The organism is Rhodanobacter caeni (assembly GCF_039523575.1).
Taxonomy (GTDB): Bacteria; Pseudomonadota; Gammaproteobacteria; order Xanthomonadales; family Rhodanobacteraceae; genus Rhodanobacter; species Rhodanobacter caeni.
The window spans coordinates 224,460-242,351 of record NZ_BAAAFO010000004.1 but is presented as its reverse complement, the minus strand read 5'-3'; the positions used below and the strand labels follow the sequence as shown (position 1 = coordinate 242,351).

Below are 17,892 nucleotides of genomic sequence, written 5' to 3'. Positions count from 1 at the left end.
GTGCGCTGCACTGTTGCGTGACGTCCACGGGGATTGTTGGGCCCATCCATGGGCCCAACCCCTTCGCGCTGCGCGCTGCGGGGCCAGCCTTCGGCTGTCCTTGTCGCTCCTGGCGAATTTGTCGGTCGCGGAGGCAGGATGCCGGAGCGAACAGCGGCGCAGCCGCTGGCCCGAAGGGCGAGGCGCAGGATGCGCCGAGTCACCCGAGAGGGTTCGTCCACACTTCTCTCTCCGCCAGATACGCAGCGCATCGGCTTCGATGTGTTGTGCCGTTGCGTGACGTTCGCCGGGGATTGTTGGGCCCATCCATGGGCCCAACCCTTCCGCGCTGCGCGCTCCAGGGCCAGCCTTCGGCTGTCCAAATTCGCTCCCGGCGAATTTGTCGAACCCGAGAAGGTTCGTCCACACCTCTCTCTCCGCCAGATACGCAAAACGCCCCGAAAGGGGCGTTTTGCGTATCTGGCGGAGAGAGAGACCGCCTGCAAAGTACGCAACAAGGATCAAGGGATACCAACAGAATACAAGATAAATGGCCAAGTAAAGCCATTATTGTCGAGTCATAGCCCAACAAGCCACAACCAAACTCAGCCACAACCAATTCAGGATGGCATACTGCTTGGCATACCAGCTACCAACCCGGAACCTCCGTCTATGACACTCCTTACGGACACCAAGGCTCGCAACGTCAAAGCTGGAAGCACGCCCCTCGCCCATGGCGGAGTCACTGGTCTGGCACTTCACCCTTCCCCCAGCCACAAGGGGCAAGGCAAGTGGGTTCTCCGCTACGTCAGTCCCGTCACCGGTAAGCGCCGCAACGCAGGACTGGGCAGTTACCCAGACATCGGCATTGCCGAAGCCGCCAAGCAGGGGCGCTTCATGCGTGAAAAGCTTGCCAACGGACAAGACCCACTGGAGGCCAAAGCCAACGAGGCAGTCAAGCCACACATGCCCATTTTGCGCGAGGCGGCGAAAATCCTTCACAAAGAGCTGACACCGGGTTGGAAGAACGCCAAGCACGCTCAGCAATGGATCAACACCCTTACCGAGTACGCCTTTCCGTTGATCGGGGCTATGCCGCTTGATCAAATCCAGCCGCGTCACATCGCGGATGTGCTGCGGCCCATCTGGCTGGAAAAAGCCGAGACGGCTGGGAGGGTCAAGCAACGGCTACACGCGGTCATGGCATGGGGGTGGGCACACGGCTTCTGTCAGTCCAACCCGGTCGACGTAGTGAATCACCTCTTGCCACTCCAACCGGGCAAGACGGTTCGCACACAGCACCAGCCTGCGATGCCCTGGGCGTTGATGCCCGCGTTCGTGACCGACCACCTGCCGCCAAGCGTTGAAGTCACGCGCCAGCTCTTAGGGTTTGTGATCCTGACGGCAGCCCGTTCGGGCGAGGTACGCTACATGACGTGGGATGAGGTGGATTTGAAGAACAAGCTCTGGACGGTGCCTGCGGAGCGAATGAAGGCCAAGCTAAGCCACCGCGTGCCGCTTTCTCAGCAAGCCATAGCGCTCCTCAAGCACCAACAGGGGCTGCACCACACGTTTGTGTTCCCGTCCGTACGCAAAGGCGTCCCGTTGTCGGACATGGTTCTGACAGCCTTTCTGCGACGCATGAAGGCCGTTAGCGACGTACCGGGACGTGTGGCTACCGCCCACGGCTTCCGATCCAGCTTTCGCGACTGGTGCAGCGAGAAGGGGTATGCGCGCGATTTGGCTGAACGGGCACTGGCCCACACCGTGCAGAACAAAGTGGAGGCAGCCTACCACCGGACGGATCTGCTGGAGCAACGCCGACCACTCATGCAAGCATGGGCCGATTTCGTAATGCCTAACGGGAAGCCAGAGGCGCATGACTGAGATCGATGCGAGGCGGCTGTCGAAGCTGGTGCCGCTGTTAGACGAAGTATCTCCTGCCGAGATGCGCGGCACCTTGCCTGCGTTAGTGCACGATGGCGAGGTTGTACTCTACGTCCGTGTACCCGCGGGCAAGGTGGTGTACATGGATGGCATCCGGCTGCTGCCGGCAACGTTTAGTGATGCCGCTAATTCCTGGAGCCGATCCCTGTCGCCCTACGACCTTAGCCAGGTGCGGAAGGCTAGGAAGTCCGGTATCCCAGCCATCCAGAATCCGATGATAGTGCCAGATGCGATCTATCTAGCAATGGCGCCGAAGGACGCCCGCTTGCTGCTAGAGATGGAGCGGAGGGAAGTCTGCTGGTTTCCTTTCGCCGTCCAGTTTTCGCCGGACTCAGGGACGGGTTCGAAACATCTCACACGACTGATTCCATGGCAGTCTCTATGTTGCCTTCGGCCCAATGACGGGCAGCCAAAGCGGGGGCCATGGATAGGTCATGACCCAGGGCATGCGCTAGCCATCGAGCTGCGTGATGTTTTCGTTGAACAGAATGCCTTGGACACCGTATTGCGGGCGAAGGAAGACCCAATGGGGCTAAGGGGGACCTCGCCTGGGGTGTACGTCTTGTGCCGCGCAGCTGCGCGTTTCAACGATCCGGAAAAAGGCGTACAGGAGCAGCAGCCTGCTGTCCAAGAATGGGTGCGGAACGAAGCTAGGGCCTGCGGCGTTAATGACTGGTTGTTTAACAATGGGGTGCTGAAGTTGGTCAGGAAACTCATCAACACGAAGCATAACGAGCGTCAGGGAGTGCCGTCTCCTGCTGAGTTCGATCTCAGCGTATTGAGTGATAACGAAGCTCGCGCTTTCGGCCAGCTTCACTGGATGAGCAAACGATTGATGTTGACTGTCCACGCAGCACGATGCTGGCAACAGATTGTCAGCGGTCAGGAGAGACCCTGGGAGGACGTTAGTCCAGACGACCAGATGCGGATGACCCGCAACTTAGGTAAATGGCTAGACGACTGGGGGTTTACTGGCGAGGGTGAACACAAGGCCGTCTGGTCTATAGCGATCTACCCGATCGACATTCGCGACATTCGCCTCAAGCAAAAGGCGAATCAGAAAATACGCTCTTGAGCACCGAAAGATCATTCTCGGTCTTTCGCGGGGCACCCGGCTTCGGGCCATCGCTGGACTCAATGATGCCACGCCGGAGGTTACGCGAGCGCCCGGTTTCCAGGGCGCAGTCCTCCTTCGTCATATAAGCCAGCGCGATCAGGAGGCCGGTCAGCATGACCCGATCACTGATGCGCACCACGCCGAGTGCGTTGTGTTCGTATTTCTTGCGCAGTACCCAGCAGTTGAAGAACGTACCCTTCCCTTCACTGAAGCGGCTCGTCCAGGCTTCGCCAAGCTGCTGGCTGTAAACGTGGCCCTCCTGGTGCTTGTGGCCGTCGAGGAAAACCATGAGATGGAAATGAATGCCGCGGCGGAAACCGCCTTCGCGCTTCACGATCCACCCCTTGACGTCAGGTTCAATGAGGCGATTCTCCCGTAAGGCACGTAGATACTGGCTGACGCACCACTCTGCACGATCTGACTCTGACCAAGCGTGACTGTCGGGATGGATGTAAAGGTCAATCCTGAGTACCAGGAGCTTTGAGTACTTCTCGAACAGACTGCCGGCATAAGCCCAGCAGGACTTCAAGTTCTTACGCTCGCTCCTCTCGTGATTGAGAACCACAGTCCTGAACCGCCTGGAATTGCAGACGCGCTTTACAAACCTAGCCGCCTGGACAAACGCATTTCGAATCTTCGGCTCGTTGACGTCTGCCCATTCGCCGGGATGGAAGTCGCTCAGCTTCTCGGCGATCTGCATGCAGGCACGGATCATCACCGTGATGTGGGGGTTGGGTATGGCGTGGATGAATGTGTAGGGCTCACCTTCAGCCAGACCGGCTATCGTTCCATCTGCTTTGCGGAAGGAGTGACCCTTCATATGGAAGCCCTGTTCGGCACGCTCGACCAATGGCAATGCGTTTACACACAGTAAGCGCACGTCATTTCCCAGGGCTGACAGTTTATGCGCCATACCGCGCACGGATTTGAAAGGCACGACCATAGCGCCGCCTCCGGTGGTCAATCGTTTAGCCGCTCGCTCAAAAACCCTCAGATACATCTGCCAATCGAGGTCTTCCGTGACGACAGCTTTTCCATCTGTCGTGTGCCACATGCCTTTGGCGATATGCGCGTGCTGCCTCTCCCCTTTTTCAATGGCGCGCTCAATATGCTCGTCACTAACGGTGTCACAGTTCACGATGTTTTTCCCCATATGTTTGTCCATTTGTGCATTGACCTGATTTAAAGTCCAATCACTGGTGTAATGTAGACAGTAGACCCACAGCTACTTCCATCACAAATCAATGGACTTGCTTGATGGAGTTATTGTCTTAAACTAACAACGGTGATATATGGCTATTAGATATAGTTCCTGAATTCGCAATACGTTATTTGCCCCAAGGTTAGTTATTCGATATGGACTTCCTCCGGATTGACGGGATATTAGGTTCCGAGATCTTCTTGCTGACTTGGTGCGATATTTCATGGGTGGGGCGCGAGTCAACCCACCCAAGGATGTCGGCACGCCGCCAGCCGATCGCGGATCGCACTCCAGCTCCATTTCCGAGACGGATAGGCTTGGGGAACTCCGGGTCGAACCACTGCCCCTCCGAGTCCAAGAGATTCCGAATGGTGGACGGACTCAAGCCGATCTGGGCGGCGACTTCGTCGATGCGCAACACCAGCCTGGGCTGTACATCCCATTTCTTGAGGGAATCGCCAATCGCTTCTCGGACAGCTTGGGCAATGACTCCCGACAGTACCTGCGTGGAACAAGGATCACTTACATCGTACATATCGCGGCTCTGCGGTGGTGACGCAGCGATACTGAGGCCGAATTTGTGGTTTGACGATGTACGAAATCCGCACTTCCATGGGCAGCCAAAGTCTGACGACCCGTTAGGCCGCGCCACGACTAGCTTTCCACGATTGAAGAAGTGCGGAAGGGCTCCGCACCCTCGCCCCTCCGGACCCCCTCCGTTGAGTTAGTTTCTAGACGTCGAGTTAGTTTTCCGACAACCGCCGACCCCGAATCAGGCACAAAACGAAAGCGGGGCACTCAAAGAACACCCCACTTTCGTTTCAACGACTTTCAATGTATTTCAACGGCTTCCATAGTCCGGAACCGCGACAATCAGCAAACTGAATGCCACCGATTCGACGGAATTTCACATCCATATTACCCATGTGAAGTCTATGTTCTCCGGCTTCGCGTCTGGACGCTCCGCATCGCAGCGTTCGCAAAGGGTATCCGACGACATGAGCGGCAAAATTGACACGGTCTATTGCATTCTGGTCGTTGCCACGGCAGTTCTGGTTGGCATCATCAAATGCACCAACTGCGGTGGCCTCAAAGCTCCTTGATCCGACCCAACACACGCACATCGCACAAGGCCCGGCATGTCCGGGCCTTGTGCGTTTATGCCGCCAACTTACGAGGAAACGACAATGCATCTGGTTGAAACGATGGCCTACGCCGGCGAAAAGCCGTGGCACGGTCTTGGCAACAGATTGGCCCCGCAGCAATCCATCGACACATGGAAGCAGCAGGCGGGCATGGACTGGCAGATCGAAGCCTCCGATGTCCGTTACATCTCCGGCAACAACCACATGGGCGTTATCAACGCCTTTCCGGAGCAGAAGGTGCTGTACCGCTCGGACACCAAGGCGCCGCTGGCCGTGGTCTCCAAGCGTTTTCATGTGGTGCAGCCAGGCGAGATTCTGGAGTTCTATCGCGACCTGACGGCCTGCAATGGCTTTGAGCTGGAGACGGCCGGCGTGTTGCGCGAGGGCCGCAAGTTCTGGGCGTTGGCGAAGACCGGTCAGAGCACCACGCTCAAGGGCCGTGACCGCGTCGATGGCTACTTGCTGCTGGCCACCGCTTGCGACGGCACGTTGGCAACTACGGCACAGTTCACGTCGGTGCGGGTGGTTTGCAACAACACCTTGTCCATTGCGCTGGGGAACGCCAACGGCGCCATCAAAGTGCCGCATCGAAGCCAGTTCGATCCCGATGTGGTCAAGCGCCAGTTGGGCATCACCGTTTCGTCGTGGGATGGCTTCGTTGCCCGCATGAAGGCGTTGGTGGAGCGGCCCGTCGACCCCGATACGGTCGAAGGGCTGTTGCGTCGGGTACTCACCTACGCCGCGCCGGACGGCAAGGCCGTGGTGGTCAACGAGCAAGCGCTTGCCACCGTCCGTTCACTGTACGAAGGCGGAGGCCGCGGTGCGTTGATGGCGTCCAGTCGAGGGACGGCATGGGGTGTGGTCAACAGCGTGACCGAGTTCGTCGATCACCACCGTCGGGCGCGCAGTGACGATCACCGCCGTGATGCAGCGTGGTTCGGCCAAGGGGCGCAGATCAAGCAGCGTGCCTGGGACGAAGCGATGAAACTGCTGGCCTGACGGAGATCGACGATGGGACTGGATATGTATCTGGAAGCCAAGCGGCACGTTGCCCCCTGCGATCCACGGACGGAACCGACGCGCCGCGCCATTGGTACGGCCATCGGCTATATGCCGCCAAAGGAGAAGCCGGGCCAGGATGCCTCCCTGCTGGAAGTCAGCGGGGTGACGGTGCGGGTGGGCTACTGGCGCAAGTTCGATGCCTTGCACCGGTGGTTTGTGAGCAACGTGCAGGAGGGCGTCGACGACTGCCGTCCGGCTTTCGTTTCGGTAGACACCTTGATCGAGCTGGAAGGAAAGCTCGAACAGGCAAGCGACGCCTCGGTCAGTGCCAGCGATCATTTCACCGCCGACGTCGATGAAACGCTGGAGGACGGCGAAGTGGATTACACGTTGAAAGTCCTGCATCACGCCAAGCAATTGCAGGAGCAAGGCTGGGACATTTACTACCGCGCCAGTTGGTAACGACACCTCGAAAAAAACGAACTACCTGCCGCTCGGCTGATGCCCATGCATCGGTCGGGATTTTTTATGCCTGGAGGAAACCGATGAACAAACAAAACGCCGCCGTGAGGCTGGTCGATACCAAGAAGCTGCCCTATGGGCAGTGGCTCGATGTGCGTCGTAATGGCATCGGCAGCTCGGATGCCGCTGCCGCCGTGGGCCTGTGCCCGTACAAGAGCCAGCTCGAACTGTGGATGGAAAAGACCGGCCGCACGCCGCCGGAAGAAGTTCGCCCCGGTCAGGACGATCCACGCTATTGGGGCACCCTTCTGGAACCGATGGTGGCGACCGCCTACCAGGATTGCACCGGTCACAAGGTGCGCAAGCTCAATGCCGTGCTCCAGCATCCGACGTTCCCCTTCATGCTGGCGAACATCGACAGGGAAATCGTCGGCGTGCCCGGCGTGCAAGTGTTGGAGTGCAAGACCGCCGGCGAGTTCGGTTCGCGACTTTGGAAGGACGGTGTGCCTGAATACGTCCAACTGCAGGTGCAGCACCAACTGGCCGTCACCGGCAAAGTCGCTGCCGACGTGGCAGTGCTGCTGTGCGGTCAGCAACTGGAAATCCACCGCATCGAACGAGACGACGAAGTGATCGCCCGTCTGGTCGTGCTGGAAACCCGGTTCTGGGGGTACGTGGAGAAGGACATCGAGCCGCCGGCCGATGGCAGTGAATCGGCGGCGAAGGCCTTGCGGAAACTGTATCGAGGCAACGACACCAGCCTGGACTTCTCCGGCGACGAAGACCTTAGTCGTGCCTTCGATGCACTGACAACGCTCAAGGGTGAGCTGGAAGCGATGGAGCATGAAGCCGAATCGTTCAAGCAGGTGATCCAGCAAGCGATGGGCGACGCCAGTAAGGCGGTCTTCGCTCACGGCGAGGTGACATTCAAGCGAGCCAAGGACAGCGCCGCGCTGGATACGAAGCGACTGGTGGCCGAGTGCCCGGATGTTGCCGCCATGTACTCCGTGACTCGCCCCGGCTCTCGCCGGTTTGTGTTGTCGCGGTCTTCCAACAACTGACAGAGGTCAACGACATGTTGAAAGGTTTGGCAATTACCCCGCCGGTGATCGGGCGGATATCCATTGGCCGGGTAATGGAGCGCAACGGCAAGCGCCTGCCGGAGAAGGACGATCAGTTCACCCTGACCAGCCAGGTGCAAGGGCGCGACGGTTGGATATTGCACCCATTGGACGAGAAGCTGCGCAAGGAAGCCGAGGGTCAGAAGTTGCGCGCAATCTCGATGCGGTTGCTGTTCAACGACCCGGGCCTCAACCTGCGGGCGGACTATTCACTGTTTGACCGCACCACGGGCCGCCCGATCTGCGTGGGCAACGGTGAGACCTGCCGGCGCGCGGGCAAGGAAGGTGTAGCTACGTTGCCCTGCCCGGGGCCAGATGCCTGTGCGTTCTCGCAAGGGGCATGCAAGGCGTACGCAAGGCTAAACGTGGTCGTCGGCGATGACGATGCGCTGGGTAGCTTCGTGCTGCGCACCACGTCCTTCAACACCATCCGCACGCTGGCGGCGCGGCTCGAGTATTTCAGCGCCGTGTCGGGCGGCTTGTTGGCCTGCCTGCCACTGGAACTGAAGCTGCGTGGCAAATCCACCACGATGAGCTACGGGACGCCGATCTACTACGTCGATCTAGTGGTGCGCTCTGGGCTCACGTTGGAGCAAGCCATCGCACAGGCACGGGAGTTGGACGAACAGCGGCGAGTCTGCGGCTTTGACCAGGGTGCGCTGGACGAAGCCGCGCGCAAGGGCTTCGCCAACGGTGCATTCGAAGATCTGGCAGAGGACGTGCCGGCCGTGGTCGAGGAGTTCTTCCCGGGCAACGCCCACGGTGGGAAGACTGAGGGAACTACCAAAGCGGACTCCAGCCTCCAGGGTCACTTGGAGGACAGAGTTGCGCGGCTGAATTCTGTTTGAGGCAACGAACTGGTACGCGGAGGTGGGTGACGCTCACCTCCGCACCTAGTCTTTTTTTTTGATTCCCAAAAGGGTGTGTCGTCAAGGTGGGACCCCTGCCTTTTCCGATGCGGCTTGCTGGACTCGTTCCATCGCAGCCTGCATGACGACGAAGGTCCGTGCAAAGTCCAGGACATCCTCGATGAAGCGAATAAAAACGCCTCATCTTGCGATGACACCTTTTCGAATGCTTCGCTCACTTGCTGCGCGAGCAGGCGTCGACGTCCAATTCTGGAAGCAAGTGCCTGGAATGCTTCCCGATACGTGCGTCCGGTGCACAGCTGTGCATACGCCTCAAATCGAGGGCGAATTCGAGCATGGACTGCAACAACTTCGTGTTGACCACGTGCCTTCTCCTGCAGGATTGAGCTCGACCCTACGCCCGGCAATTAGCCACTGAATTGGCGTTGGCCGGCGGAAACTGCAGGCGGTGCGCCGCCACCAAACGCATGTGCAAGTCATGGACAAGGTCTTTGACCATATCGAGGTCTTTTACAATCGCCAACGTCTGCACTCGTTCAACGGCTATCGAACGCCCGTGCAGACCGAAGCTGAAGCGCTCTCTTAGGTGTCTGCGGAAGCCGGGCAAGCTCAGAGATCACCTTGCATATGGACTTCAGCAAACCGTGAGTCATCTGAACCCACCTCCAGAGTTGAGGACGTCAAGTCACACGGATAAGCTCGCTCCATGACCTTCTCGTTACGTCCGCTCGCTCGCTCACGTCGCCTTCGGGCGATGGGCGTGCTGGCGTGGTTGATGTTGGTCATCAACTCATTGGCCGCTGCACCGATGGGCATGACGGGAGCTCCTCATTCCCATCCCATGCAAACAACGGTTGCGGCGGTCAGTGAACACTGTCATCACCAACTCGCTGACCAGGGATCCCGCTCCTGTTGCGACGATCAGCCCGGTTGCTGCGGTGGCATGGCAGGTCACGCGTGTACTTGTGCGGCGATGTGCAGTACGACGATCCCGCCCTCAACGGCTGTCGTCCCGGCCCCGGCCGCGATGATTGCCAGCTATGCCACGCCGCTGCCCGGCAATGCGCCTTCGGTGAATACCGCCCCTCCGTTGCGACCACCGGCGGTCTGACTCTCCCTCGTTTTCCATGAGCTTTGCTCGCGATGGTCGCGCGTCGACCATCCGGCAATTGGCAGTGATCGGTATCGGCACGCGCGATATCGCCACCTGGAGAGTTTCCATGAACTTGTTCCCCCCGCCCCCGATCGATTTGACGCGGCGTCGTTTTGTGCAAGGTGTTGCCCTTGGCGGTGCCGTGACCGGCCTCGGGCTGTTGCGCCCCGGCAAGGTCTGGGCGCAACCAGCTTCTACAGGGCAGCCGACCGTGCTCCGCGGTACCGAATTTGCCTTGGATATCGCCGAAACCCCGGTCAACTACACCGGGGCGCCGCGCATGGCCACGACGATCAACAACAGCTTGCCCGGCCCGGTCCTGCGCTGGAAAGAGGGCACCACCGTGAATCTGCGGGTGAGCAATCACCTGCGCGTGCCGACTTCAATCCATTGGCACGGCATCCTGCTGCCGTTTCAGATGGATGGCGTGCCGGGCATCAGTTTCGACGGCATCGCGCCGGGCGAGACCTTCGTCTACCGTTTCGAGGTTCGCCAGTCGGGCACCTACTGGTACCACTCTCACTCGCGCTTCCAGGAGCAAACCGGCGTGTTCGGCCCGCTGGTCATCGAGCCTGCCGGCCCCGAGCGCTATCCGAGCGACCGCGACTACGTGGTCATGCTCAACGACTGGACCGACGAGGACCCCGAGCACATCTTCGCCAAACTCAAGAAGATGAGCGACTACTACAACTTCGCTCAACCCACCGCGCCGGGTTTCTTCCGCGATGTCCGCGAAAAAGGGCTCAGCCAAGCGCTCGCCATGCGCAAGATGTGGAACGAGATGCGCATGAACCCGACCGACCTCGCCGACGTCTCGGGCTATACCTTTACCTACCTGATGAATGGCGCGGCGCCCGCCGGCAACTGGACCGGGGTCTTCAAGCCCGGCGAAAAGGTCCGCCTGCGTTTCATCAACGGCTCGGCAACGAGCATCTTCGATGTGCGCATTCCGGGCTTGAAGATGACGGTGATCTCCGCCGACGGCCAGGACATCGTGCCGGTACCGGTGGACGAGTTCCGCATCTCGGTAGCCGAGACCTACGACGTGATCGTGGAACCACAGGATGATCGCGCCTACACCGTGTTCGCCCAGTCGATCGATCGCAGCGGCTACGCCCGCGGCACGCTGGCGCCGCGTCCGGGCATGGAGGCGGAGGTGCCGGCGATGGATCCGCGCGTGTGGCTGAGCATGCAGGACATGATGGGCGCGATGCCGATGGGCGATATGGGGCACGGCGGCAAGCAGGGCGGCATGGGAGCCATGTCTGGCGTGAACATGGGAGGCATGCGCGGAATGGAAATGCCGGACATGGGCGACACGCAAGGCATGCACATGGGCGCCATAAGCAACCTCACGCCCGCCGGCATGCCGAAGGTTCGCCATGCGCGCACCGAATACGGCCCGGGCGTCGACATGCACGTCGACATGCCGCGCACCAATCTCGATGATCCGGGCATCGGCCTGCGCGGCAACGGTCGGCGCGTGCTGACCTATGCCGATCTGCGTTCGCTCGATGGGCCGATCGACCCACGCGAGCCCGAGCGCGAGATCGAGCTGCACCTGACCGGCAACATGGAGCGCTTCATGTGGTCGTTCGATGGGCAGAAGTTTTCCGAGGCCAAGCCGGTGCATTTCAGCTTCGGCGAGCGCCTGCGCATCGTGCTGGTCAACGACACGATGATGAATCACCCCATCCATCTGCACGGCATGTTCAGCGAGCTGGAGGATCCCAGCGGGCAGTTCATTGCACGCAAGCACACCATCAACGTGCAGCCGGCGCAGCGGGTCACCTATCGCGTCAACGCGGACGCCCCGGGGCGGTGGGCCTACCACTGCCATCTGCAGTACCACATGGAGGCGGGCATGTTCCGCGAGGTGGTCGTGTCATGACGATGAACCGTTGCATCACGCTCCGCCGCACACATTGGCAGGTGTTGTTGGTCGCGCTCCTGCTGGCGTTACCACTAGCAGTCGCCGCGCAGAGCGCGCCGGCCTCCAGCAGTACATCACCCATGGTTACAGGCTCCATGCCCGGCATGGTCGTGCCTGCTTCCGCGAGCAGCATGCAGAAGCCGGCGACGAACGTGCCCGAAGAAAAGACCGGAAAGAAAGACGTTCCCACCGCGGCGGAACCCGCGGCCCACGACATGCACAGCATGGATCACAGTGCGATGCCTGGTATGTCGACGCCGGCCAAGCCAGCGACATCGGCGGCACCCGTTGGCGAGATGTCAGGAATGGATCATTCGTCGATGCCCGACATGAGTCCGCAGTCCATGAAAGCGACGGAGCATCCGGGCATGTCAGGCATGGACCATGGCTTGATGCAGGGCATGGATCATGGCTCCGCACAGGGTATGGATCATGGCTCGATGTCGGGCATGACAATGGGCCCCATGCAAGGCGGCAGCCCACCGCCGGATGCCCGAAATCCTGATTACTCCGCTGGCGTTGGCTATGGCCCGGCAGGAGGTATCCACGACGCGATGGACGACAACGCCCCCAACGCCATGCTGCTGATTGATCAACTGGAAGCCTTCCACGGCAAGGACGGCAACGGCCAGCAGTGGGACATCCAGGGCTGGTACGGCAACGACTACGACAAGCTCTGGTTGCGCACCGAAGGTGAACGCAGCGCAGGCAGTTTGGAAGAGGGCGATATCGAGGCGTTCTGGAACCACACCGTCGCCACGTTCTGGAGTACCCAGCTAGGCGTACGCAGCGAAGCGGGTGAGGGGCCTAATCGCCAGTGGGCCGCGTTCGGCATCCAGGGGTTGGCGCCGTACTGGTTCGAGCTGGAGGCCACCGCCTACATCGGTCCTTCCGGGCGTACCGCTGCCCGCTTCCGCGCCGAATACGAACTGCTCTTCACGCAACGGCTGATCCTGCAGCCGGAATTCGAAGCCAACGCCTACGGCAAGGACGATCCAGCTCGGCGGCTGGGTAGCGGCTTGTCTGATGTCTCGCTGGGGCTGCGGCTGCGCTATGAGTTCAATCGACAGTTCGCGCCCTATGTCGGCGTGGTTTGGGCGCGTCGCTTTGGCGGCACAGCCGACTTCGCCCGCGAGCAAGGCCGAGGCCTGTTTGACCGGCAGTGGGTCGCCGGCTTCCGCATCTGGTTCTGACCAAGGGAACATCATGAAACAACACGTCAAGCACTACAGCATCGCGGTCGTCGCACTGCTCGCCATCATCATCGCCGGCGCGGCGGTGTTCGTGTATTCGGGCATCTACAACGTCGGTGCGGACGACCATCACACCAAACCGGTGCAGGCGGTGATGCAGACCCTGCGCGAGCAATCCATCCGCGCCCGCTCGAAAGACATCACGGTACCGGACCTCAACGACGAGCAGTTGATCTTGAAAGGCGCCGGCCAGTACGCAGCGATGTGCACGGTCTGTCACCTCAAGCCCGGCATGCAGGACTCGGAGATTCGTCCCGGCCTGTATCCGCAGCCGCCTAACCTGTCGCAGGTACGGGTCGATCCGAAGGAAGCATTCTGGGTGATCAAGCATGGCATCAAGATGAGCGCAATGCCGGCGTGGGGTGGCAGCCATGACGATGCCACGATGTGGAGCATGGTCGCCTTCCTGCAAAAGCTTCCGGACCTGACCCCGCAGCAGTACAAGGACATGGTGGCCAGGGCTCCCGCCGATCACGACATGGACATGGGCGAAGGTGGCCACAGCCATGGTGGATCCACCGACGAAGACACTCACGGTGCTGCCGACATGTAGGGCATGCGGATGCCTGCCAAACCGGAAACCGGGCACAGCCCCGATGCGGCCACTACGGCCGGGCACGATCATGAACAGGTCGATGCGGCGCCCGCACCTGAAGCGCCATTGTCGATGGATGGCATGAAAGCCAAGGCCGTACCGGCAGCCGAGGCCGTGGCGCAGGCCTTTCAGGCGGCTTTGCAGCGTGGCGACAGTACGGCGGTGCTCGCCCTGCTGGCACCGGACGTCCGCATCAGCGAAGGCGGCAACACGCAGTCGCGTGATGAATACGCGAGCGGCCACTTGGACGAGGACATTGCCTTCCTGAAAGCCGCGCGGATTACGCCCGTCTCACTGGGCTCGATGCCGATGGGCGATACCGCGATGGTCGGCAGCGAAAGCACCATGCAGGCCACGATCAAGGACAAGCCGGTCACGCTGCACAGCCGCGAGATGCTCAATCTAAAAAATGACGGCGGCGGCTGGAAGATCGTGTCCGTCCAGTGGCAAACCGCCCCCATGCCAGAACAATGACCAGGAGAATGACGATGAAACGATGGCTCCCCCGTATGGGCATCAGCCTGCTGTTTGCCGTGCTGTTCGCGCCGGCGGCGATGGCGGCGAATGCGATGGACGTCTACAGCGATCCGTCCTGCGGCTGCTGCGGCGCGTGGGTCCACTACATGCGCGCGCAGGGCTACACGGTCACCGTGCACCAGGATCAGCCGATGGCGGCGGTAAAGGCGCGCCTCGGCGTGCCGCCTGACGCCATGTCGTGCCACACCGCGGTGATTGAAGGCTACGTGATCGAAGGGCATGTGCCCGTGGAGGACATCCGCCGGCTGCTCGCCGAACGCCCGAACGCGCGCGGGTTAGCCGCACCCGGCATGCCGATGGGTTCACCCGGCATGGAGGTCGGCGCGCCCGAGCGCTATGACGTCGTGCTGATCAACCAGGACGGATCGTCGCGGGTATTCACCACCCACGGACCCAAGGCGTGATCGGTCACGTCATCCATCGGTTAGCCACGTAACGGGACCGAATAGGCGTGCTCACGGAAACGCCTGGGGGAAATATCCGTTCATGCGATACCTCTGAGGAGTCTCATCATGAGCCATCACCTGACTGAAGCTGTCAAAGCCTGCATCACCGCGTGCGACAACTGCGCCACCGAATGCGGCAACTGTTTTACGCACATGGTCGGCAAGGCAAGCTCGAACGATTGTCCGGGCTGTTGCATCGAGTGCGCGGCCATGTGCCGGATGTGCGCGGACGCCATGGCCCGCAATAGTCCGTTCCAGAAGGAAATCTGCGCGCTGTGCGCGAAGATTTGCGACTGGTGTGCCGAGCAGTGCGACGCGCACGACATGGACCATTGCAAGCGGTGCGCTGAGGCGTGTCGTCGATGTGCCGAGGCATGCCGCACTATGGGCGGTTGATCGATCGTGGCCCGCCTGCGCGCAAGCAAGCGGGCCACCCGGTTCAACGCCTACCTCGACACCACACCCACCTCGCCGGTTAGACGTACTGACACATCGATCGACGTCAACCCATTGTCATCGTCATGGGAGGATGCATGAACACCCACCATCACCACACGGGCGCCGACAAGCACGGACATCACACCCAACCCGGTGCGGGGACAACCGCAGTTGATCCGGTCTGTGGCATGCAGGTCGACCCAAATCAGACTGCCTATCACGCCGAGCATGAAGGGGTAACGCACCATTTTTGTTCGGCGCGCTGCCTGGAGCGCTTCGTGGCGGACCCGGCCGAATATCTGACCCGCCGACCCGATGACGTTCCCGCGCCGGCACCGGCGGGAACGATGTATGTCTGTCCGATGCATCCGCAAGTGCGCCAGGATGGCCCCGGCATCTGCCCAATCTGCGGCATGGCGCTGGAACCGGAAATGCCGGGGCTGGACGACGAGGACAATCCCGAACTGCGTGATTTCAGCCGTCGCTTCTGGTGGACCTTGCCGGCGACGCTGGTGGTGCTCGTGCTGGCGATGTTCGGCCATTACTTACCCCGGTTGCCGGTGAACACCCGAACCTGGATCGAACTGGTACTGACAATACCGGTGGTGTTGTGGGCAGGCTGGCCGTTCTTCGTTCGCTGCGTGCAGTCGATCCGCAACCTCAGCCCCAACATGTGGACTCTGATCGGCATCGGCGTTGGCGCGGCATTCGGCTACAGCATCGTCGCCACCCTCGCACCGGACGTGTTCCCGGAGTCGTTTCACGAACATGGCCGCGTGGGTGTCTATTTCGAAGCCGCAGCGGTGATCGTCTCGCTGACCCTGCTTGGGCAGTTGCTCGAACTGCGTGCCCGCTCCAAGACCTCGACTGCCCTGAAAGCCCTGCTGGGGCTGGCGCCAAAGACTGCGCGCCGCCTGCGCGACGATGGCGGCGAGGAGGATGTCGAACTCGGCCACGTTCACGTCGGCGATCGCCTGCGGGTGCGCCCCGGCGAAAAGGTGCCGGTGGACGGCGAAGTGATCGAGGGACGCTCCCATGTCGACGAGTCGATGCTGACCGGGGAACCCGTCCCGGTCGAGAAGTCCCTCGGCTCCAGCGTAATCGGCGCGACCCTCAACGGCACTGGCAGCCTGGTGATCCGGGCGGAGAAAGTCGGTTCGGCGACGGTGCTGTCGCAAATCGTGCAACTGGTCGCCCAGGCGCAACGCTCACGCGCACCGATGCAGCGCATGGCTGACAAGGTGGCTTTCTGGTTCGTGCTGGCGGTCCTGGCGATTGCCGTTGCCACCTTTGTCGTGTGGGGGCTGTTTGGACCGGAACCGTCGTGGACATTCGCGGTGCTCAACGCGATCTCGGTCTTGATCATCGCCTGTCCCTGCGCGCTGGGACTGGCCACGCCGATGTCGATCATGGTGGCGACCGGCCGTGCCGCCGGGGAAGGCGTGTTGTTCCGCGATGCCGAAGCGATCGAGAACCTGCGCAAGATCGACACCCTGATTGTGGACAAGACCGGAACCCTGACCGAGGGACGTCCGGCGTTCCATACCGCACTCGCGGCCAAAGGGTTCACTGAGCAGGAGGTGCTGCGCCTGGCGGCCAGCCTCGATCAAGGCAGCGAGCACCCCCTGGCCGACGCGATCGTCGCCGAAGCCCGCCGTCGTGACTTGACGCTGGAAACGCCAGAGAGTTTCGAGTCATCCACCGGCATCGGGGTCCGCGGCAAGGTGGGAGGCGCCACCTTGGCGATAGGCAATACCGCGTTGATGCACGACGCCGGGGTCGATGCCTCCGTGCTTTCCATTCCGGCCGAGGAGCTGCGCCGAGCCGGTGCCAGCGTGATGTATTTGGCGGTCGACGGTGTCCTGGCTGGCCTGCTCGCGGTGGCCGACCCGATCAAGGGCAGCACTGCCGACGCCATCGCGGCGCTGCATGAGGCGGGCTTGAACCTCGTGATGGCCACCGGCGATGGCGTTACCACGGCCCATGCGGTCGCACGCACCCTGGGCATCGACGAAGTCCATGGCGAGGTTCGCCCAAAGGACAAGATCGACCTCGTGCGAGAGCTGCAAGCCAAGGGACATCGGGTGGCGATGGCCGGCGACGGGATCAACGACGCCCCCGCGCTTGCCGGCGCCGATGTCGGCATCGCAATGGGCACCGGCACCGATGTGGCGATGTCGAGCGCACAGGTGACGCTGGTGAAAGGCGATTTGCGTGGCATTGTGCGGGCACGGTCGATTTCCAACGACACGGTCGCCAACATGAAGCAGAACCTGGGCTTCGCATTTCTCTACAACGCATTGGGTGTACCGGTCGCGGCCGGCGTGCTCTACCCTCTGACTGGCCTGTTACTTAGTCCGATGATCGCCGCGTTGGCGATGAGCCTAAGCTCTGTGTCGGTGGTTGCCAACGCGTTGCGGCTGGGACGAAAGCGGCATGGCTGAATTGACCAACGCCGGCGAGCGGAGCGGACCCAGCGCGATGCCGTCGCCGGCAAATGCGGGAGCGCCCCACCCCGTGTTTTCCTTCCTCACCTCCGGCTACTTCGTAACTGTTCACCCGGCAGGCGCTGGCCCGTGATTTCGGGGGTGTCGTCCACGTCTGGCTCACCATTACGATGCTCCCCGGGGTTTTCGAGCTGACCAATGAGAACAGCGCAGGAGACCCGACGGACAATCCGTAGTTGATTCAAGT

The 17,892-nt window shown here is 61.1% G+C and carries 13 protein-coding genes and 1 pseudogene; 12 read left to right on the top strand and 2 right to left on the bottom strand.

Annotated features, from left to right (window positions below):
* The first annotated feature begins 651 nt into the window (after nt 1-651).
* Complete coding sequence (locus ABD017_RS13640) at nt 652-1,866, top strand: tyrosine-type recombinase/integrase (protein WP_056602752.1); 1,215 nt, start codon at nt 652-654, stop codon at nt 1,864-1,866.
* The gene (locus tag ABD017_RS13635) at nt 1,859-3,001 is read left to right on the top strand and encodes a hypothetical protein (RefSeq protein ID WP_056602750.1); all 1,143 of its coding nucleotides are present in this window, start codon (nt 1,859-1,861) and stop codon (nt 2,999-3,001) included. Before ABD017_RS13640 ends, ABD017_RS13635 begins: the two co-directional genes overlap by 8 nt.
* On the opposite strand, the gene ABD017_RS13630 is transcribed toward ABD017_RS13635, so the two are convergent.
* Together ABD017_RS13630 and ABD017_RS16795 are read right to left on the bottom strand one after the other, a co-directional pair.
* Nucleotides 2,967-4,208 (bottom strand): YagK/YfjJ domain-containing protein, encoded by a 1,242-nt coding sequence (locus ABD017_RS13630; RefSeq protein WP_056602749.1) that lies wholly within the window; start codon nt 4,206-4,208, stop codon nt 2,967-2,969. The two genes, ABD017_RS13635 and ABD017_RS13630, sit on opposite strands and share 35 nt — an antisense overlap.
* A 178-nt stretch (nt 4,209-4,386) precedes the next feature.
* Entirely contained in the window at nt 4,387-4,779 is a 393-nt protein-coding gene (locus tag ABD017_RS16795; protein ID WP_377340525.1) for a helix-turn-helix transcriptional regulator, read from the bottom strand.
* Between the two features lie 652 nt (nt 4,780-5,431).
* Between ABD017_RS16795 and ABD017_RS13625 the strand changes: the two genes are divergently transcribed.
* From ABD017_RS13625 to ABD017_RS13580, 10 genes and pseudogenes are all read left to right on the top strand, one after another.
* Entirely contained in the window at nt 5,432-6,388 is a 957-nt protein-coding gene (locus tag ABD017_RS13625) for a DUF932 domain-containing protein (RefSeq protein WP_343883315.1), read from the top strand.
* Between the two features lie 12 nt (nt 6,389-6,400).
* Nucleotides 6,401-6,853 carry a hypothetical protein gene (locus ABD017_RS13620; RefSeq protein WP_343883314.1) on the top strand — a complete coding sequence of 151 codons (453 nt, stop codon included), beginning with the start codon at nt 6,401-6,403 and terminating at the stop codon, nt 6,851-6,853.
* Nucleotides 6,854-6,936: 83 nt separating this feature from the next.
* Entirely contained in the window at nt 6,937-7,914 is a 978-nt protein-coding gene (locus tag ABD017_RS13615; protein WP_056602744.1) for a YqaJ viral recombinase family nuclease, read from the top strand.
* A gap of 14 nt (nt 7,915-7,928) precedes the next feature.
* The gene (locus ABD017_RS13610) at nt 7,929-8,822 is read left to right on the top strand and encodes a recombination directionality factor (RefSeq protein WP_343883313.1); all 894 of its coding nucleotides are present in this window, start codon (nt 7,929-7,931) and stop codon (nt 8,820-8,822) included.
* A 1,241-nt stretch (nt 8,823-10,063) separates the two neighbouring features.
* Nucleotides 10,064-11,887 carry a copper resistance system multicopper oxidase gene (locus ABD017_RS13605; RefSeq protein ID WP_343883312.1) on the top strand — a complete coding sequence of 608 codons (1,824 nt, stop codon included), beginning with the start codon at nt 10,064-10,066 and terminating at the stop codon, nt 11,885-11,887.
* A complete protein-coding gene (locus ABD017_RS13600; protein WP_200945311.1) occupies nt 11,884-13,122 on the top strand; it encodes a copper resistance protein B in 1,239 nt (412 codons plus the stop codon). The genes ABD017_RS13605 and ABD017_RS13600 overlap by 4 nt, the downstream gene beginning before the upstream one ends.
* A 13-nt stretch (nt 13,123-13,135) precedes the next feature.
* Nucleotides 13,136-14,251, top strand: a pseudogene (locus ABD017_RS13595) (c-type cytochrome).
* A 14-nt stretch (nt 14,252-14,265) separates the two neighbouring features.
* Nucleotides 14,266-14,718 (top strand): DUF411 domain-containing protein, encoded by a 453-nt coding sequence (locus tag ABD017_RS13590; protein ID WP_056604997.1) that lies wholly within the window; start codon nt 14,266-14,268, stop codon nt 14,716-14,718.
* Nucleotides 14,719-14,826: 108 nt separating this feature from the next.
* Entirely contained in the window at nt 14,827-15,156 is a 330-nt protein-coding gene (locus ABD017_RS13585) for a four-helix bundle copper-binding protein (RefSeq protein WP_082545917.1), read from the top strand.
* Between the two features lie 230 nt (nt 15,157-15,386).
* Nucleotides 15,387-17,642 carry a heavy metal translocating P-type ATPase gene (locus tag ABD017_RS13580; RefSeq protein ID WP_235578661.1) on the top strand — a complete coding sequence of 752 codons (2,256 nt, stop codon included), beginning with the start codon at nt 15,387-15,389 and terminating at the stop codon, nt 17,640-17,642.
* The last annotated feature ends 250 nt before the right edge of the window (nt 17,643-17,892 follow it).